14 protein-coding genes are annotated in these 16,024 nt (G+C 63.4%); 12 read left to right on the forward strand and 2 right to left on the reverse strand.

Annotation, left to right across the window (positions count from 1 at the left end; all coding sequences use genetic code 11):
* The first annotated feature begins 4 nt into the window (after positions 1-4).
* The 3 genes from O4H62_RS19275 (at position 5) to O4H62_RS19285 (ending at position 4,531) form a co-directional block, all read left to right on the forward strand.
* Complete coding sequence (locus tag O4H62_RS19275) at positions 5-517, forward strand: hypothetical protein (protein WP_269390342.1); 513 nt, start codon at positions 5-7, stop codon at positions 515-517.
* 18 nt (positions 518-535) lie between these two features.
* A complete protein-coding gene (gene pheT, locus O4H62_RS19280; RefSeq protein ID WP_269390343.1) occupies positions 536-2,947 on the forward strand; it encodes a phenylalanine--tRNA ligase subunit beta in 2,412 nt (803 codons plus the stop codon).
* 198 nt (positions 2,948-3,145) lie between these two features.
* Entirely contained in the window at positions 3,146-4,531 is a 1,386-nt protein-coding gene (locus tag O4H62_RS19285; RefSeq protein ID WP_269390344.1) for a nicotinate phosphoribosyltransferase, read from the forward strand.
* 18 nt (positions 4,532-4,549) lie between these two features.
* Here O4H62_RS19285 and O4H62_RS19290 read toward each other — a convergent pair whose 3' ends face one another.
* Positions 4,550-4,969: a GtrA family protein gene (locus O4H62_RS19290; protein WP_269390346.1), complete on the reverse strand. Its 420-nt coding sequence runs from the start codon at positions 4,967-4,969 to the stop codon at positions 4,550-4,552.
* A gap of 258 nt (positions 4,970-5,227) precedes the next feature.
* On the opposite strand from O4H62_RS19290, the gene O4H62_RS19295 reads away from it, so the two are divergent.
* The 3 genes from O4H62_RS19295 (at position 5,228) to O4H62_RS19305 (ending at position 7,470) form a co-directional block, all read left to right on the forward strand.
* The gene (locus O4H62_RS19295; RefSeq protein WP_269390348.1) at positions 5,228-6,214 is read left to right on the forward strand and encodes a Gfo/Idh/MocA family protein; all 987 of its coding nucleotides are present in this window, start codon (positions 5,228-5,230) and stop codon (positions 6,212-6,214) included.
* Positions 6,215-6,409: 195 nt separating this feature from the next.
* Complete coding sequence (locus tag O4H62_RS19300) at positions 6,410-7,117, forward strand: class I SAM-dependent methyltransferase (protein WP_269390350.1); 708 nt, start codon at positions 6,410-6,412, stop codon at positions 7,115-7,117.
* Positions 7,114-7,470: an EamA family transporter gene (locus tag O4H62_RS19305; RefSeq protein WP_269390351.1), complete on the forward strand. Its 357-nt coding sequence runs from the start codon at positions 7,114-7,116 to the stop codon at positions 7,468-7,470. The genes O4H62_RS19300 and O4H62_RS19305 overlap by 4 nt, the downstream gene beginning before the upstream one ends.
* 6 nt (positions 7,471-7,476) lie before the next feature.
* Here the strand turns inward: O4H62_RS19305 and O4H62_RS19310 are convergent, their stop codons facing one another.
* Positions 7,477-8,487: a glycosyltransferase gene (locus O4H62_RS19310; RefSeq protein ID WP_269390353.1), complete on the reverse strand. Its 1,011-nt coding sequence runs from the start codon at positions 8,485-8,487 to the stop codon at positions 7,477-7,479.
* Between the two features lie 106 nt (positions 8,488-8,593).
* Here O4H62_RS19310 and O4H62_RS19315 point away from each other — a divergent pair, with 106 nt between their 5' ends.
* The 6 genes from O4H62_RS19315 to dapB all read left to right on the forward strand — a co-directional run bounded on the left by O4H62_RS19315 (position 8,594) and on the right by dapB (position 15,998).
* Positions 8,594-10,447 (forward strand): hypothetical protein, encoded by a 1,854-nt coding sequence (locus tag O4H62_RS19315; protein ID WP_269390354.1) that lies wholly within the window; start codon positions 8,594-8,596, stop codon positions 10,445-10,447.
* 109 nt (positions 10,448-10,556) lie between these two features.
* Entirely contained in the window at positions 10,557-11,621 is a 1,065-nt protein-coding gene (mepA, locus tag O4H62_RS19320) for a penicillin-insensitive murein endopeptidase (protein WP_430538478.1), read from the forward strand.
* A gap of 144 nt (positions 11,622-11,765) precedes the next feature.
* Positions 11,766-12,143 (forward strand): methylglyoxal synthase, encoded by a 378-nt coding sequence (locus O4H62_RS19325; protein ID WP_269390355.1) that lies wholly within the window; start codon positions 11,766-11,768, stop codon positions 12,141-12,143.
* Between the two features lie 70 nt (positions 12,144-12,213).
* The gene (locus O4H62_RS19330; protein WP_269390356.1) at positions 12,214-13,239 is read left to right on the forward strand and encodes a glucokinase; all 1,026 of its coding nucleotides are present in this window, start codon (positions 12,214-12,216) and stop codon (positions 13,237-13,239) included.
* Positions 13,240-13,389: 150 nt separating this feature from the next.
* On the forward strand, positions 13,390-15,171 hold the full coding sequence (locus O4H62_RS19335; protein WP_269390900.1) for an ABC transporter ATP-binding protein: 1,782 nt from the start codon (positions 13,390-13,392) through the stop codon (positions 15,169-15,171).
* Positions 15,168-15,998, forward strand: a complete 831-nt coding sequence (gene dapB, locus O4H62_RS19340; protein ID WP_269390357.1) for a 4-hydroxy-tetrahydrodipicolinate reductase — start codon at positions 15,168-15,170, stop codon at positions 15,996-15,998. The genes O4H62_RS19335 and dapB overlap by 4 nt, the downstream gene beginning before the upstream one ends.
* The last annotated feature ends 26 nt before the right edge of the window (positions 15,999-16,024 follow it).

Raw genomic sequence — 16,024 nt, forward strand, 5'->3', positions numbered from 1 at the left:
CCAAATGACAAGCCTCGAAAACAAGTCTGACGCCGACATCGACCAGTGGATCATCAACCACGAGCGTGCGGGCAAGACGCGTGCGCCGTTGTTCCAGGAACTGATCGTCGAGCGGAACCGGCGCCATGGAAAGGGTCTGGACATCGGCACGTCAATCGCGGCGATGTCCAGGTCCGCCAGAGAGAACCGCTATATCAGCTATGGTGATCTGGCCGCCTCGAATGGAATGACCTGGAGCAAGGCACGGCCGTTGATGAATGGCAAACATGGTCACCTGGATGATCTTCTCGCCTACTGCCACTCGCACGAAATGCCCCTCCTGACGTCCATCGTGGTTGGACGCGATCACCTCGACAGTGGTGAGATGGATGAGGACACCATTGACGGATTCGTTGCCGGTATCCGGCGGCTTGGCGTTTCGGTTTCCGAACCGGTTGAGTTCTTGAAACAATGCCAAAGCGAATGTTTCGAATGGGCCGCCAAGCAGCCTGATGAAATCGACTTGGTCGAAGAATAAAGGTCCGAGGAAAACAGAATGAAATTCACCCTCTCCTGGCTCAAGGATCACCTTGAAACCGACGCCACGCTGAACGAGATCTGTGAACGGTTGACTGCCATCGGCCTCGAGGTCGAGGACGTCGATGACAAGGCGGCCTACAGGCCCTTCACCATCGCCAGGGTCGTCTCCGCCGAGCAGCACCCGAATGCCGACAAGCTGCGCGTGCTGATGGTCGACAAGGGCGACGGCAAGCCGGTGCAGATCGTCTGCGGCGCGCCCAACGCCCGCGCCGGCCTGATCGGCGCGCTGGCCGAACCGGGCACCTATGTGCCGGGCATCGATGTGACGCTTTCTGTCGGTAACATCCGCGGTGTCGAAAGCCACGGCATGATGTGCTCGGAAAAAGAGCTCGACATGTCCGACAATCATGACGGCATCATCGATCTGCCCGACGACGCGCCGGTCGGTGCGTCCTTTGCCTCCTATGCCGGCCTCGACGATCCGGTCATCGAGATCAACCTGACGCCCAACCGTCCCGACTGCACTTCGATCCACGGCATCGCCCGCGACCTGGCGGCCTCGGGTCTCGGCAGGCTGAAAACCCCGAAAGCGCCCGACTTTGCCGTCGACGGCGAGACGACGCAGAATGTGAAGATCGTGCTCGACGACGAGAGCCTGTGTCCAGGCTTCGCCTGGCGGATGGTGCGCGGGGTAAAGAACGGCCCGAGTCCGAAATGGATGCAGCAGCGGCTCATCGCCATTGGACTCCGGCCGATCTCGGCGCTGGTCGACGTCACCAACTACATGACCTTCGACCAGGGCCGGCCGATGCACGTCTTCGACGCCGACAAGGTCAAAGGAGATCTGGTCGTGCGCCGTGCGCAGGAGGGCGAGGAAATCCTCGCGCTCGACACCCGCACCTACAAGCTCAATCCCGCAAACGTCGTGATTGCCGATGACAACGGACCCGAGTCCATCGGCGGCATCATGGGCGGCGAGCATTCCGGCTGTGACGAGAACACCACCAATGTGCTGATCGAATCCGCGCTCTGGGATCCGATCAACATCGCCAAGACCGGCCGCAGCCACGGCATCATCACCGATGCCCGCTATCGCTTCGAGCGCGGCGTCGATCCCGAATACATGATGCCGGGCCTCGAGCGTACCACCGAACTGGTGCTCGATATGTGCGGCGGCACCGCCGCGGAAGCCCGCGTCGTGGGCTACAAGGGGCATGAAAAGAAGATCGTTGAATTCCCCTTCTCCGAGGTCAAGCGCCTTACCGGCCTGACAGTCTCCGACGACGAGTCCCGGGAGATCCTTTCCGGCCTCGGCTTCGAAGTGTCCGGCGAGGGCGAGACCGTGAGCGTCGCGGTTCCTTCCTGGCGGCCCGATGTGGATGGCAAGGCAGATCTGGTCGAGGAAGTCATGCGCGTCCATGGCGTCGACAACATCAAGCCCGAGCCGCTGCCGTCGATGGGCGCGGTCAACGGCAAGATCCTCACCACGTTGCAGATCCGCACCCGGCTTGCCAAGCGCGCGCTTGCGGCGCGGGGCATGCTCGAGGCCGTCAACTGGTCCTTCATTGCCGAGGACCACGCCCGGTTGTTCGGCGGTGGAAGCCGCGCGCTCAAGCTCGTCAACCCGATCGCCGCCGACATGTCCGACATGCGGCCCTCGCTGCTGCCGGGTCTGATCCTGGCTGCCCAGCGCAACGCCGACCGCGGCTTTGGCGACGTGGCGCTGTTCGAGGTGTCCGGCACCTATGAAAACGATAGGCCCGAAGGACAGCGCCGTGTTGCAAGCGGCATCCGCCGCGGATCGGCGCAGATGACCGGCTCGGGCCGCCACTGGGACGGGGCGGCAAAATCCGTCGGTGTGTTCGACGCCAAGGCCGACGCGATTGCCGCTCTCGAGGCCTGCGGGGCGCCCGCGGACCGGTTGAGCTTCGAGCCGGGCGCCCCCGACTGGTATCATCCCGGCCGCTCCGGCCTGATCAAACTCGGCCCGAAAACCGTGCTCGGCCATTTCGGAGAGTTCCACCCCAACACGCTGGATGCACTCGATGTCTCCGGCCCGCTCTGCGGCTTTGAGGTCTTTGTCGATGCGATCCCCGAGGCCAAGCGAAAGGCCAATCGCACCAAGCCGGTTCTGAGCCTTTCGGCCTTCCAGGCCGTGCGCCGTGACTTTGCCTTTGTCGTCGATACCGGTGTGCCGGCCGCCACATTGGTGCGTGCTGCGCAGGGCGCCGACAAGGCGCTGATCACGGGCGTCAATGTGTTCGACCTGTTCGCCGGACCCTCGCTCGGCGAAGGCAAGAAGTCGGTGGCCATCGAGATCACCATCCAGCCGCGCGACCGCACGCTGACCGACGAGGATCTCGACAAGCTGGCGAAATCCGTCATCGCCAATGTCGAAAAATCCTCGGGCGGGGTGTTGAGGGGCTGATTTGCCTGAAGCGGCTCCATGTCGGGGCCGCTTCTTGCGCTTCTGCGACATGAGGCCGTTCCGGTAGCTGCCGGTTGGTGAAATCAACAGAATTTCCATGTTCCGCTCACTCAATCGGCGACGTGCCCTTGCAGGAACGTGTCTGCCGGTTGCATGCTGCGCGCCAATGGAGCAGGGCGGCGGAGCGTAGTGCGTATAATGAACCTCATTCTCAACTCAGACAGCTATAAATACTCACATTTCGCCCAGTATCCGCCCGAAACGGCGGCGATCTCGGCCTATGTCGAGGCGCGACCCGGCGGCAAGCACGACCATGTGCTGTTTTTCGGGCTGCAGATGTTCCTCAAGGACTACCTCTCGCGAAAAATCACCATGGCCGATGTCGACGAGGCGGAAGAGATGATCACGGCGCACGGCCTGCCGTTTCACCGCGAGGGTTTCGAGAAGATCGTTACCCGCCATGACGGCCATTTTCCGCTGCTGATCGAGGCGCTGCCCGAAGGCATGGTCGCGCCCACGGGCACGCCGCTGGTGCAGGTCAGGAACACCGATCCGGATTTCTTCTGGCTGCCGACCTTCATCGAAACAGCACTTCTGCGCGCCGTCTGGTACCCCTCCACCGTCGCCACGGTCTCGCACGGTGCGCGCCAGATCATTTCCGCCTCGCTCGACCGCACCTGCGATGCGCCGGCCGAGGTTCTGCCCTTCCGCCTGCATGATTTCGGCGCCCGCGGCGCCACCTCGCTGGAGCAGGCCGGTATCGGTGGCGTCGCCCACCTGGTCAGCTTCATGGGCACCGATACCGTGAGCGCTCTGGTCTATGCGCGGCGGTTCTATCACGAGCAGATGGCAGGTTTCTCGATCCCGGCCGCCGAGCACTCGACCATGACCAGCTGGGGCGAGGACCGCGAGACCGAGGCCTATCGCAACATGCTCACCCAGTTCGCCGGTCCCGGCAAGCTGGTCGCCGTGGTGTCGGATTCCTACGATCTCTACCGCGCGGTCAAGAACATCTGGGGCGAGGAGCTGAAGGCCGAGGTCGAGGCCTCGGGCGGCACGCTGGTGGTCAGGCCCGATTCCGGCGACGCCACCCGGGTGCCGGTCGACACCGTGCAGATGCTGGGCGAGATTTTCGGCTTTTCGGTCAACGCCAAGGGCTACAAGGTGCTCAATCCGGCGGTCCGCGTCATCCAGGGCGATGGCGTCACTCCAGAGACGATCAGGATCATTCTTGGTCGGCTTGAGGACAAGGGCTGGTCGGCGGAAAACATCGCCTTCGGCATGGGCGCCGGCCTGCTGCAGAAGGTCAACCGCGACACGCTGCGCTTCGCCATGAAGGCCAATGCCCGCCAGGACGATGATGGCCAGTGGCACGGCATCAACAAGAACCCCAAGACCGATCCCGGCAAGGCGTCAAAACGCTACCGGCAGGCGGTGGTGCGCGAAAACGGAACCCTGCTGGCTGTGCCGCTCAAGGACATCGGCGATCGCCAGAACCTGCTGCAGCCGGTCTGGCAGGATGGAAACTTGCTGGTCGACTGGACTTTCGCACAGATCCGCGAGCGGGCCGCAAGCGGCGGCTAGAAGGCGGGCAGGCTCGTGTCAGCCGTCGTCCCGGCCGGTTACAGGATCTTCCACCGGTTCGCGGCCGGGACCGAACACGAAGCGCGAATAGCCGAGATAGGCAAACGTGGTCGCCGACCCCGATCCGAAGATCAACGCCAGGTAGGGCGAGATGCCCGGCAGGATCAGCAGTAGGCCGGAATAGACCGAATAATTGATCAGCGTGGAGACAAGGCCGACGCCGCCATAGCGCACGCCTTCCACCGCGACCTTCCGGTGCGAGGCGCCGAAGGTGAAGGTGCGGTTGATGATGTAGCTGCACACCAGCGCCGATCCGATCGCCGGCGCCCGGGCGCTGAAGGGATCGAGCAGCTTGAACTCCAGCAGCAGCCAGAGCACGCTCATGTCCACCACGAAGCCCACCGCGCCCGCAAACAGAAAGAATGAAAGTTTTCTCATGAAGCGGGTTTTCGGCCTTCGGGTTTGACAGCCAGAGCCTCGGCCCGACCGGAATCCCGGAAGTCCTCGCTTACAAAGCCGCCAGCGTCAACCCGCGCAGGGCCGGGTTCTCCAAAAATCATGCATCCATATCCCCCGATCCGGAGCGTGAATGCAACCCGGGTGTTGACATGCCCCGCCTCCGGCGGGCTTGAATGCACCCTGACTTGCTGCAGCGTCCTGTGCTGGCACACATCCGCATGAATGGGAGGAAAGAACATGTTTCGATGGGGAATTTTGTCCACCGCCAAGATCGGCCGCGAGCATGTGATCCCGCAATTGCAGGATTCCGAAAACGGCGTGGTGACCGCCATCGCCAGCCGCGATCACGGCCGCGCCCGCGCGCTCGCCGACCGGTTCGGCGTTCCGCTGGCATTCGCCAGCTACGAGGAACTGCTGGCCTCGCCGGAGGTCGACGGCATCTATATCCCGCTGCCCACCTCGCAGCACATCGAATGGTCGATCAAGGCGGCCGAGGCCGGCAAGCACGTCTTGTGCGAAAAGCCGATCTCGCTCAGGGCTGGCGAGATCGAACCGCTGATTGCCGCACGCGACGCCAACAAGGTTCTGGTCAGCGAAGCCTTCATGGTCACCTACCACCCGCAATGGCACAAGGTCCGCTCGCTGATCGCCGAAGGCGCCATCGGCCGCCTGCGCCATGTCCAGGGCGCCTTTTCCTATTTCAACACCGATCCCGCCAACATGCGTAACGATGCCGCGCTCGGTGGCGGCGGCCTGCCGGACATCGGCGTCTATCCGACGGTTACCACCCGGTTCTCAACCGGCTGCGAACCGCTGCGGGTGCAGGCAACCGTCGAGATGGATCCGGCTTTCGGCACCGACCGCTATGCCAGCGTCAAGGCCGATTTCGGCGCGTTCGAGATGAGCTTCTACTGCTCCACCCAGATGGCGGCGCGCCAGTCGATGGTCTTTCACGGCGATGATGGCTTCATCGAGGTGACGGCGCCGTTCAATTCGGGCGACTACGGCCACCCTACGGTCACGCTCGAAAGCCGTGGCCACGACCAGGCCACCACCTTCCGCTTCGGCGGCGTGCGACAGTACCGGCTCGAGGCCGAAGCCTTCGTCCGCAAGGTCGGCGGCAGCGACGACGAGGTGTTCACGCTCGAGCAGTCCGTTCTTAATCAGAAGTTCATCGACGCCGTTTACCGGGCCGCCAGCCATGACGGCTGGGAGACGGTCTGACCGCACGAGAGCGTTTGCAGTCGCGCTAGGACGTTGGTTTGCAACAGGCGAAGGCCTGATGTATGCAAATTGCCCGTCCGGCTCGTGTTTGGCCGAATCAGTACCGCCATCTAAATATTTGATCTCAGTAGAGAATATTTGGAATTTCTGGACGGCAGGCATGGGATTCAGTCAAGCAGCGGGGCGAGCAGAAACATGAACCGGGAACAGACCAACAGGATCAGGTTTGTAATCGAGGAACTGCTGCCGCCGATCGTGCGCGATTCCGTCCTGTTTACCGCGCTGGCCCGCATGGTCTGGGGCAAGCACATCGACAAACTGGCGGACTTCCGTGTCCGGGCCCCGTTCCTGACACCCCAGGAATATGAAGATCTTTATACCAAGCACCCGCGGGTGCATGACGAGACCGACAACTCGCAAGCCTGCATCGCGGAAATCGCAGCTGATCTGACCGGCGACAGCGTCTGCGATGTCGGCTGCGGAACCGGATACCTGCTCAGGGCGCTGGCTGAACGGCGCAACGAGACGCCCCGCCGCTATGTCGGTGTCGATTTCGTCATTCCCGAGCATTTCAGCGACCAGGGCATCGAATTCGTCAAGGCGCCGATCGAGCAATTGCCGTTCGAGGATGGCGCGTTCGATACCGTCATCTGCACCCACGTGATCGAGCATATTCTCGACTATCGGCGGGCGCTTGCCGAGTTGAGGCGCGTTGCCCGCAAGCGGCTGATCATCGTCGTGCCGCGCGAGCGCGAGGCGATCTACACCTTCAACCCGCATTTCAATTTCTTCCCCTACAAGCACAGTTTCCTGCGCGCCATCCAGCCGCTCGAACACCGGTTCAAGTGCATCGACATCGGCCGTGACATCTATTTCATGGAAGACAGGACGGCGCCGCTATGATGAAGACAACGACACTGGCCGGCGTCATCGCCGTGCCGCTGGTCATTTCGATCGGCCAGATCCTGTTCAAGCGCTCGAGCGAGACGCTGAGCGGACCGGGCGGGCCGCTGTGGGGACTGATCGGCAGCCCTCATTTCTGGATAGCGCTGGTGATGTACGGGCTGGCCACCGTGGCCTGGGTCTTCGTCATCCGCGACATGCCGATCGGTCGCGCCTACATGTTCATGGCGCTGTCCTATCTCTACATCCCGCTGCTGTCGCTGGTGTTCCTGTCCGAATCGATTTCCGTCACCCAGATCATCGGCGCCTTGATCATCTGCGTCGGCATCGTCGTCAGCGGCCTGAAAGCCTGATCGGTTCTAGGCGACCTTGCGCGGCTTCCCGACCGTCTTGCCGGTCTGGCTGGCCAGCACTGCGGGATCGAGGCGGTTGCGCGGTGCCGATGTGATCGACATGTAGTGAAACCGCTTCTGTTCGGCCCGTCCGCGCGCCACCGAATCCAGGATCACCCCGGCCGAGAAGATCATCAGCGCCATCATCATCAGCGCCATGGCCAACACCCAGGTCGGCATCCTCGTCACCAGGCCGGTGAGGAAATACTCGTTGAGCACCGGCACCATGAACATCATCGACACGGCGAGCGTGATGCCGCCGATATAGCTGAAGAATGTGAACGGTCGGGTTTCCTTCATCAGCATGGCAAACATCCAGAGGATCTTCGCGCCGTCCTTGAAGGTTGACAGCTTGGAGTGCGAGCCTTCCGGCCGGCGCCCGTAGTCGAGCGCCAGCTCGGTCACCGGGATCTTCAGCACGGAGGCATGCACGCTCATCTCGGTCTCGATTTCAAAGCCGCCGGACATCGCCGGAAAACTCTTGGCGAAACGGCGCGAGAAGGCCCGGTAGCCGGAGAAGATGTCGGTGAAGTCATTGCCGAAGATCGACTTGTACAGGGTGTTGAAAATCGAGTTTCCGAAGGCATGGCCGCGGCGGCCTGCGTCGTCGGTAACCCCGCGGCGGGTGCCGACAACCATGTCGCAGCTCTCGGTCAAAAGCGTGCGGATCAGCTCCGGGCCGTCGTTCGGCGAATAGGTGCCGTCGCCATCGGCCATCAGGTAGATGTCGGCATCGATGTCGGAAAACATCCGGCGCACCACATGTCCCTTGCCCTGGCGCGGTTCACGCACAACAATGGCCCCTGCGAGCGCCGCGCGAAGCGCCGTCTGGTCCTTTGAATTGTTGTCGTAGACATAGATCCGGGCGCTGGGAATGGCCGCGCGAAAACCCGCGACCACGTCGCCGATGGTTGCCGCTTCATTGTAGCAGGGCAGAAGCACCGCGATTTCGAGGCCTTCAAGCAAACCGTCCGTCATGGGGATCCCCGTTAGCTGCGGGCCGGATTCGCCCGTCGCTTTACTATTTCTTGAGAAGGTTAAGGCTAGGTTGAATGTCTCGGACAAATTTGCGTTGGAGTTCCCATTGACCAGTACCAGCCCTGCCGCCGGGGAACCCGGCTTTGTGTCTGCCGGGAAGGTCGAACGGCCACACCGCATCAGTCCGCTGGCGCCGCTGCACATGCCGGTTCTTCTGGCCTTCGCTGCGCTGGTCGCGGTAACGGCAGCCATGCATTTTGCCTCCTACGTGGATTATGTCGGGGCCGACAATGACGATGTCATGCGCCTCGTCGAGGTGCGCGATCTGCTCGCCGGCCAGGACTGGTTCGATCTCATGCAGCACCGTCTGGGGCTGGATGGCGGCACATTGATGCATTGGTCGAGATTGATCGACCTTCCGATCGCCAACCTGATCCTGTTCTTCTCCCTGTTCATGAACCCGGTCATGGCGGAAGCCTCGGCGCTGTTTGTCTGGCCATTGCTGACGACATTGCCGATCTTCTATGCGCTCGGTATCGGCGGCGGTGTGCTGGCGGGTCGACAGGGCCGGCTGATGGCGCTCGCCCTGGCGTTCCTGTTCGTGCTCGGGGTCAACAGGTTTCAGCCCGGCTCGATCGATCATCATAACGTCCAGCTCGGATTGATCGCCACCATTGCTGCCTGTCTCATTCTTCCGGGGCGCCCCCCGCTTGCGCACGCGATTGCCGGTGTGGCCGCGGCGCTGGCCATAGCCATCGGCGCCGAAACCACGCCGCATGTTCTTGTCGCCGCCCTCATTGTCGCTGTGCAGTGGCTCTGGCTCGGCAACCGGGTGAACGCCGCGGCGGCGGCCTTTTCCCTTGCCATGGCCGCGGCCTTGACCGCCGTGTTTTTTCTCACCGTTCCTCCTGCCCGTTATGGCATGGTCGCCTGTGACGCCCTGTCGACGGGATTTTACTCTCTCGGAGTCCTGGGGGCAGGAAGCTTCTTCCTCGCGGTGGCGACGGTTTCCGCGCGTGGCTTTGCCTCCCGCCTGACGGCGCTCGGCCTCGCCGGCGCCGCAACGCTGGGCGCCGCTGTGGTGATTGCGCCGCAATGTCTCGGCAATCCGCTCGGAAACCTCGATCCGTTGCTGGTCTCGATGTGGCTCGACAGCGTGATCGAAGCCCAGCCGGTATGGTCGCAAGTTGCAGAAGAGCCCTGGAGCGCAGGCGGGTTCTACCTGGTGCCGGTACTGGCCATGGCTCTGTGCATCTGGCGGATCCGTCAGCGCCGCAATGTCCATGCCCACGGTGCCTTGCTGGCGCTGCTGGCGGTCTCCTGGGCCATCGCCCTGGTCCAGGTTCGTGGCGCGGTCTTCGGCAACCTGCTGTCGGCGATCCCGATGGCGGCGCTGGTGGCCGATATGCGGACGCGCGCCAACGCTGATCCGAAAAACTTGCGCAAGGGGCTGGCCTTTGCCGGTTCGGCTCTCGCCGCCGTGCCGTTTGTCTGGGCCCTGGCCGGCGCCCTTCTCTCAATGGCGGCCGGAAAGGTTGTGGGCGAGGAGGTTGCCGGCCTGTTTCCGGAGGAGCAGATCATCTGCACGGATGCCGCGGCGATGCGGGCCTTGGCGCGCGAGCCCGCGGGCGTGGTCGCCGGGCCCTCCAATCTTGGCGCGCACATCCTGCGCTTCACGCCGCATCGCGTTCTGTCGGCGCCCTATCACCGGAACCAGGGCGGCATGCTCACCGAGCTGCATGCCGCGATGGCGACGCCGAAGGATGCCGTCAAGTTCCTGCGTGGCGCCGGTGTAACGGTCGTCGCGTTCTGCAAGACCGATCCGCAAGTCGACACCATCGCGAAAGTGGCGCCCGACGGTTTGTATGCTGAGTTGGGCAAGGGAATCGTGCCGGTCTGGCTCGAACCGGTGCCCGGAACGCAGGATCAGCCGCTGCAGCTCTTCCGCGTCAAGCCGTAAGGAAAGGCATGCCGGCGGATGCCGCGGTTTTCTTGAGGACCGTGGCGCGCTATCCTCGGGCAAGGTGATGTGTGCATCATGCTGCCCGAGAGCCTGGAGACCGAATCTTATGAACGCCGTCCGCAGCCTGGTAACGATTGCCCGCAAGACGATGCTGGTTGTCCTGATCGCATGCGGCCCGAATGCCGCTGCCGTGCAGCCGGCGGCCGCCGATCAGCCGGCCAAGCAGATATTCGGCGCGGCGAAACTGCCGGCCGTGCTTCCCCCCCGCGCAATCGGATTTTACTCCAAGGGCTGTCTTGCCGGCGGCATCGCCATTCCCACGGACGGACCGACCTGGCAGGCCATGCGGCTGTCGCGCAATCGCCGCTGGGGACACCCCGATCTGATCACGCTGGTGGAGAGATTGTCGCGAGACGCTGCCGCCCAGGATGGCTGGCCCGGACTTCTCGTCGGCGACATTGCGCAACCGCGCGGTGGCCCGATGCTGTCCGGCCATGCGTCGCATCAGATTGGTCTCGACGCAGATGTCTGGCTCACACCGATGCCCGGCCGCACCCTGTCCGCTGCCGAGCGGGAAAACATTTCGGCCACCTCGATGCTGAAGAAAGGCACGCTCTATGTCGATGACCGGATATGGACCCCGGCCCATGCAAGGCTTCTGATGCGAGCGGCAAGCTACCCCGAGGTCGAGCGCATTTTCGTTCATCCCGGCATCAAGAAGAAGCTGTGCGACAGCTGGACAGGCAACCGTGCCGCGATGGGCAAGATCCGGCCCTATTACGGGCATCACTATCATTTCCACATCCGCATCAAGTGTCCGCCCGGCGTCAGCGGCTGCAAGGACCAGAGCCCGCCACCTGCAGGATCGGGATGCGACAAGTCGCTCGCCTGGTGGTTCACCGATGAGCCCTGGGCGCCTGCCAAGCCCAAGAAAGACACCAAGCCCGCACCAAAGAAGCGCGACATCCAGCTGTCGGATCTTCCGCAGGCCTGTAGAGTCGTGATCGAAGCACCGTCCCCTGCATCTGAGGCTGAAGTCACGCTTGGAGCAGACCCGATTGCCCGCATCGCCAGGGCGAATGCCAATGCTGCTCCCGTGGGCGCGTCCGCCTTCGCGCCTGTTCCCCTGCCGGGTCGCATCCCGCTGCCGGTGCCCCGGCCGGCCAACTAGGGTTTTCGCCCCGGCAGGCAGTGAATTATCGCGGTCTCGACGGCTTTTGTTTGCCGCGGGGACAAGCTATAGAATGCCTGATCAAATCGATTGAAAATGTCGAATCCGGTATTTTGGCCGGTTTCTTCGAGATAACGAGCCGCCATGACCGTTCGAAAAGCCATTGCATTGATCGCGCATGACCAGAAGAAGGATGACCTGGCGGACTTCGCCAGGACCCATCAGGCGGCATTGGCGCGGTTTCCGATCGTTGCCACCGGGACCACTGGCGGCCGCATTGCCGAGGCGTGTCCCGATCTCGATATCAAGCGGCTCAAGAGCGGGCCGCTGGGCGGCGATCAGCAGATCGGCGCCCTGATTGCCACCGGCGATGTCGGCCTTGTTATCTTTTTTGTCGATCCGCTGACGGCGATGCCGCATGATGTCGATGTCAAGGCGCTGATGCGGCTTGCCATCGTTTATGATATTCCGATGGCGCTCAACCGCGCGACCGCCGATACCTTGCTGAAAGCGCTCGGATAACGCGCGGACCTTACCTGGCGCCGCCTGCCGGGCCGCGCCGCAACCAGACCAGGCTTACAGGGACCAGAGCATGCCCATTTCCCACGACACCGAACATTCCATCGCCTTTCCCATCCTGATTGGCGATATCGGCGGCACCAATGCCCGTTTTGCCATCCTCACGGATGCCAATGCGGAGCCGAAGGAATTCCCGATTCTGGCCACCGCCGACTACCCCAGCATCGACGAGGCGATCCAGGCCGGCGTGCTCGACCGCACGTCGCTGCAGCCCAGATCAGCGATCCTCGCGGTTGCGGGCCCGATCAAGGGCGATGAAATCGACCTGACCAATTGCGACTGGGTGATCCAGCCCAAGGTGATGATCCGCGATCTCGGCTTCGAGAGCGTGACGGTGATCAATGATTTCGAGGCTCAGGGGCTGGCGGCGGCTTCGCTCGGGCCTGAGTATCTGGAAAAGATCGGCGGCGGCGAGATCCGGCCGTCGACCTCGCGTGTGGTGGTCGGACCCGGCACCGGACTCGGTGTTTCGGGCCTGGTGCATGCGCGCCATACCTGGTTTCCGGTGCCCGGCGAAGGCGGCCATGTCGACATCGGCCCGCGCACCGGCCGGGACTACGAGCTGTTTCCGCTCTATGAACCCATCGAAGGCCGGATTTCCGCCGAGCAACTGCTGTGCGGACGCGGCATGATGAATATCTACCACGCGGTCTGCAAGGCAAACGGCGTCAAGCCGGCAGCCGCCACGCCATCGGAAGTGACTGCGCACTGGGCATCCGGGTCGGATCCGGCCGCGGTCGAGACGATCGAGCTGTTTGTCACCTATCTCGGCCGGGTCGCGGGCGACCTGGCGTTGATCTTCATGGCGCGCGGCGGCGTGTTTCTCGCCGGCGGCATCGTCCAGAAGATCCTGCCGGCGCTCAATCAGCCGCGGTTCCGCCAGGCGTTCGAGGACAAGGCGCCGCACAGTGCCATCCTCAGGACGATCCCGACCTTCGTCATCACCCATCCGCTGGCCGCCCTGTCCGGTCTTGCGGCCTATGCCCGCACCCCGGTCCGTTTCGGCGTCGCGACCGAAGGCCGCCGCTGGAAAGCATAGGCAAACGGAATTCAACCCGCTATAGAGCCGCCATGAACAGCGCGGGGACATTCCTGCCTGATTGAGATGGCGATCCTGGCGGAACGCCTGACAGGATGACAAGACGTGAAGCTTGGCAGGAACATCAAGCTGGATGTGCAATCGCTGACGATGGTGATCCGCCGGATCATCCGTGAGAATGGCCGCGATTACATCAAGACCTACATATTTGCGGCCATTTGCCTGGCCCTGGTCGCGGGATCCACGGCCTTCATGGCCTGGATTATGGAAGCCGTCATCGACGAGACCTTCGCCAAGCGAAACACCGATATGATCTGGGTGATCTGCGGCTCGATCTTAGGCGCCTTCATCATTCGCGGCGCCGCGTCCTACGGCCAGGCCGTGGCGCTGGCGCAGGTCGGAAACAACCTCGTCGCCCGCTATCAGCAGCGCCTGATCGACCACCTGATGCGTCTCGGGATGGGCTATTTCGGCGACACCCGTTCGGCCCATATTGCAGCCCAGATCTCCCAGAATGTTGCCGGCATCCGCGACGTGATGAACCTGACGATCACCTCCTTTGCGCGCGATCTGCTGACCCTGATCGCGCTCGTGGTCGTCATGCTGACCAAGGACCCGGTGCTTAGTGCAATGGTGTTCCTCGGCGCGCCGCCGGTGCTCATCGGCCTTCGCTACATTTCCAGGCGCCTCAGGAGCGCCACGCGCGAATCGGTCGACCTCAACAGCCGGGTGCTCAGCGCCATGCAGGAGACGGTGCAGGGCATTTCCATCGTCAAGGCCTTCACCATGGAAGAGCAGATCAGCGCCCGGTCATCCGAGCTGATCAAGGCTGCCGAAAGCCGCTCCAACCGCATCGCCCGGCTGACCGAGCGCACCGCGCCGCTTGTCGAAACCATCGCCGGCTTCGCGATATCCGGCATCATCGCCTATTCCGCCTACCGCTCGGTCTATGGCAACCAGCTGCCAGGCGCCTTCTTTTCCTTCATCACGGCGCTGCTGCTTGCCTACGACCCGGCCAGGCGGCTGGCGCGGCTTCAGGTCAATCTCGAGCGCGCCGTCGTCAATGCCAGGATGATCTACGAGATCCTCGACGAGGAACCGACCCAGGGCGACCGTCCGGATGCCGGAACCCTTGTGGTCAAGGGTGGCGAGATCGAATTCCGCGGTGTCGGCTTCGGCTACGGCCGCGGCGATATCGTTCTCGATGATGTGAGCTTCGTCGCCGAGGCCGGAAGGACGACGGCGATTGTCGGGCCATCGGGCGCGGGCAAGTCGACACTGATCTCGCTGGTGCCGCGGTTTCACGATCCCGCCTCCGGCCAGGTGCTGATCGACGGCACCGACATCGCCACCGTCACCAAGACATCGCTGCGCCACCAGATCGGCTATGTCTCCCAGCAGCCCTGGCTGTTCGAGGGCTCGATCCGCGAAAATCTGCGTTACGCCCGGCCCGACGCCACCGACGCAGAGATCGAGGAGGCGGCACGACTGGCCAACGCGCACGAGTTCATTCTCGCCCAGCCGCAGGGCTATGACACCATGCTCGGCGAAAACGGCGTCAACCTGTCCGGCGGCCAGCGCCAGCGCATTTCGATCGCCCGTGCGCTTGTCCGCAATGCGCCGATCCTGCTTCTCGACGAGGCAACGTCGGCGCTCGACAACGAATCCGAAGCCGCGGTGCAAAAGGCGCTCGAGGGCGCCATGCAGAACCGCACGGTGCTGGTGATCGCCCACCGGCTTTCGACAATCGCCCGCGCTGACCGTATTGTCGTCATGCAGGCGGGCCGGGTGGTGGAAATCGGCAACCACGCCGATCTGAGCGCCAACAAGGACGGGCTCTATGCCCGGCTTCAGGCCTACAGCGAAACCGGCGGCGATGTGGTTTCCGAAGCCGCCGACGCCGTGACGGACACGAACGGAGGCAAGCCATGACAACAGCAACCGGAAGCATGGGGCTTATCGTTGTCGGCGCCGCCGGCCGCATGGGCCAGGCGCTGATCCGCACCATCGCCGAGATCGACGGCGTCCATCTGGCCGGCGCCATCGAACGGCCCGGATCGGATGTGCTCGGCAAGGATGCGGGTGAACTCGCCGGGCTCGGCCCGAACGGCGTGATCATCACCGAGGACGCGCTGCCGGTTTTCGCCGGCGCCGAAGGTGTGCTCGATTTCACCGCGCCTCAGGCGTCGCTGGAATTCGCCGATCTCGCCGCCCAGGCGCGCATTGTCCACGTCATCGGCACCACCGGCATGGACGAAAGCCACGAGGCCCGGCTGCATGCCGCCTCGCGCCACGCCCGCATCGTCAAGTCCGGCAACATGAGCCTCGGCGTCAACCTGCTCTCGGTGCTGGTGCGCCAGGCGGCCAAGGCGCTGGATGCCGGCGACTGGGACATCGAGGTGCTGGAAATGCACCACCGCCACAAGGTCGACGCGCCATCGGGCACGGCGCTGCTGCTCGGCGAGGCCGCAGCCGAAGGCCGCGGCATCGGGCTCGGCCAGCACTCGGTGAGAGTCCGTGACGGCCACACCGGCCCGCGCGAGCCCGGCAGCATTGGCTTCGCCACATTGCGCGGCGGTTCGGTGATAGGCGAGCACTCGGTCATTCTCGCCGGCGAGGGTGAAACCGTCGAACTGACCCACCGTGCCACCGACCGCTCGATCTTTGCCCGCGGCGCCGTCCGTGCCGCTCTCTGGGCCCGCTACCAGAAGCCGGGCTACTACTCCATGCTCGACGTGCTCGGTCTGAACGACCGCTGATCGGAACCGCCTGAACCCAACCTGCC

This window comes from Parahoeflea alexandrii (assembly GCF_027214025.1).
Lineage (GTDB): Bacteria > Pseudomonadota > Alphaproteobacteria > Rhizobiales > Rhizobiaceae > Hoeflea > Hoeflea alexandrii_A.

Bases quoted from the DNA above. Each gene is read 5' to 3' on its own strand.
- O4H62_RS19285 (WP_269390344.1), top strand. From the start codon at position 3,146: ATGAACCTCATTCTCAACTCAGACAGCTATAAATACTCACATTTCGCC.
- O4H62_RS19300 (WP_269390350.1), top strand. From the start codon at position 6,410: ATGAACCGGGAACAGACCAACAGGATCAGGTTTGTAATCGAGGAACTG.
- pheT (WP_269390343.1), top strand. From the start codon at position 536: ATGAAATTCACCCTCTCCTGGCTCAAGGATCACCTTGAAACCGACGCC.
- O4H62_RS19325 (WP_269390355.1), top strand. From the start codon at position 11,766: ATGACCGTTCGAAAAGCCATTGCATTGATCGCGCATGACCAGAAGAAG.
- O4H62_RS19310 (WP_269390353.1), bottom strand. From the start codon at position 8,487: ATGACGGACGGTTTGCTTGAAGGCCTCGAAATCGCGGTGCTTCTGCCC.
- O4H62_RS19335 (WP_269390900.1), top strand. From the start codon at position 13,390: ATGGTGATCCGCCGGATCATCCGTGAGAATGGCCGCGATTACATCAAG.
- mepA (WP_430538478.1), top strand. From the start codon at position 10,557: ATGAACGCCGTCCGCAGCCTGGTAACGATTGCCCGCAAGACGATGCTG.
- dapB (WP_269390357.1), top strand. From the start codon at position 15,168: ATGACAACAGCAACCGGAAGCATGGGGCTTATCGTTGTCGGCGCCGCC.
- O4H62_RS19295 (WP_269390348.1), top strand. From the start codon at position 5,228: ATGTTTCGATGGGGAATTTTGTCCACCGCCAAGATCGGCCGCGAGCAT.
- O4H62_RS19330 (WP_269390356.1), top strand. From the start codon at position 12,214: ATGCCCATTTCCCACGACACCGAACATTCCATCGCCTTTCCCATCCTG.
- O4H62_RS19275 (WP_269390342.1), top strand. From the start codon at position 5: ATGACAAGCCTCGAAAACAAGTCTGACGCCGACATCGACCAGTGGATC.
- O4H62_RS19305 (WP_269390351.1), top strand. From the start codon at position 7,114: ATGATGAAGACAACGACACTGGCCGGCGTCATCGCCGTGCCGCTGGTC.
- O4H62_RS19290 (WP_269390346.1), bottom strand. From the start codon at position 4,969: ATGAGAAAACTTTCATTCTTTCTGTTTGCGGGCGCGGTGGGCTTCGTG.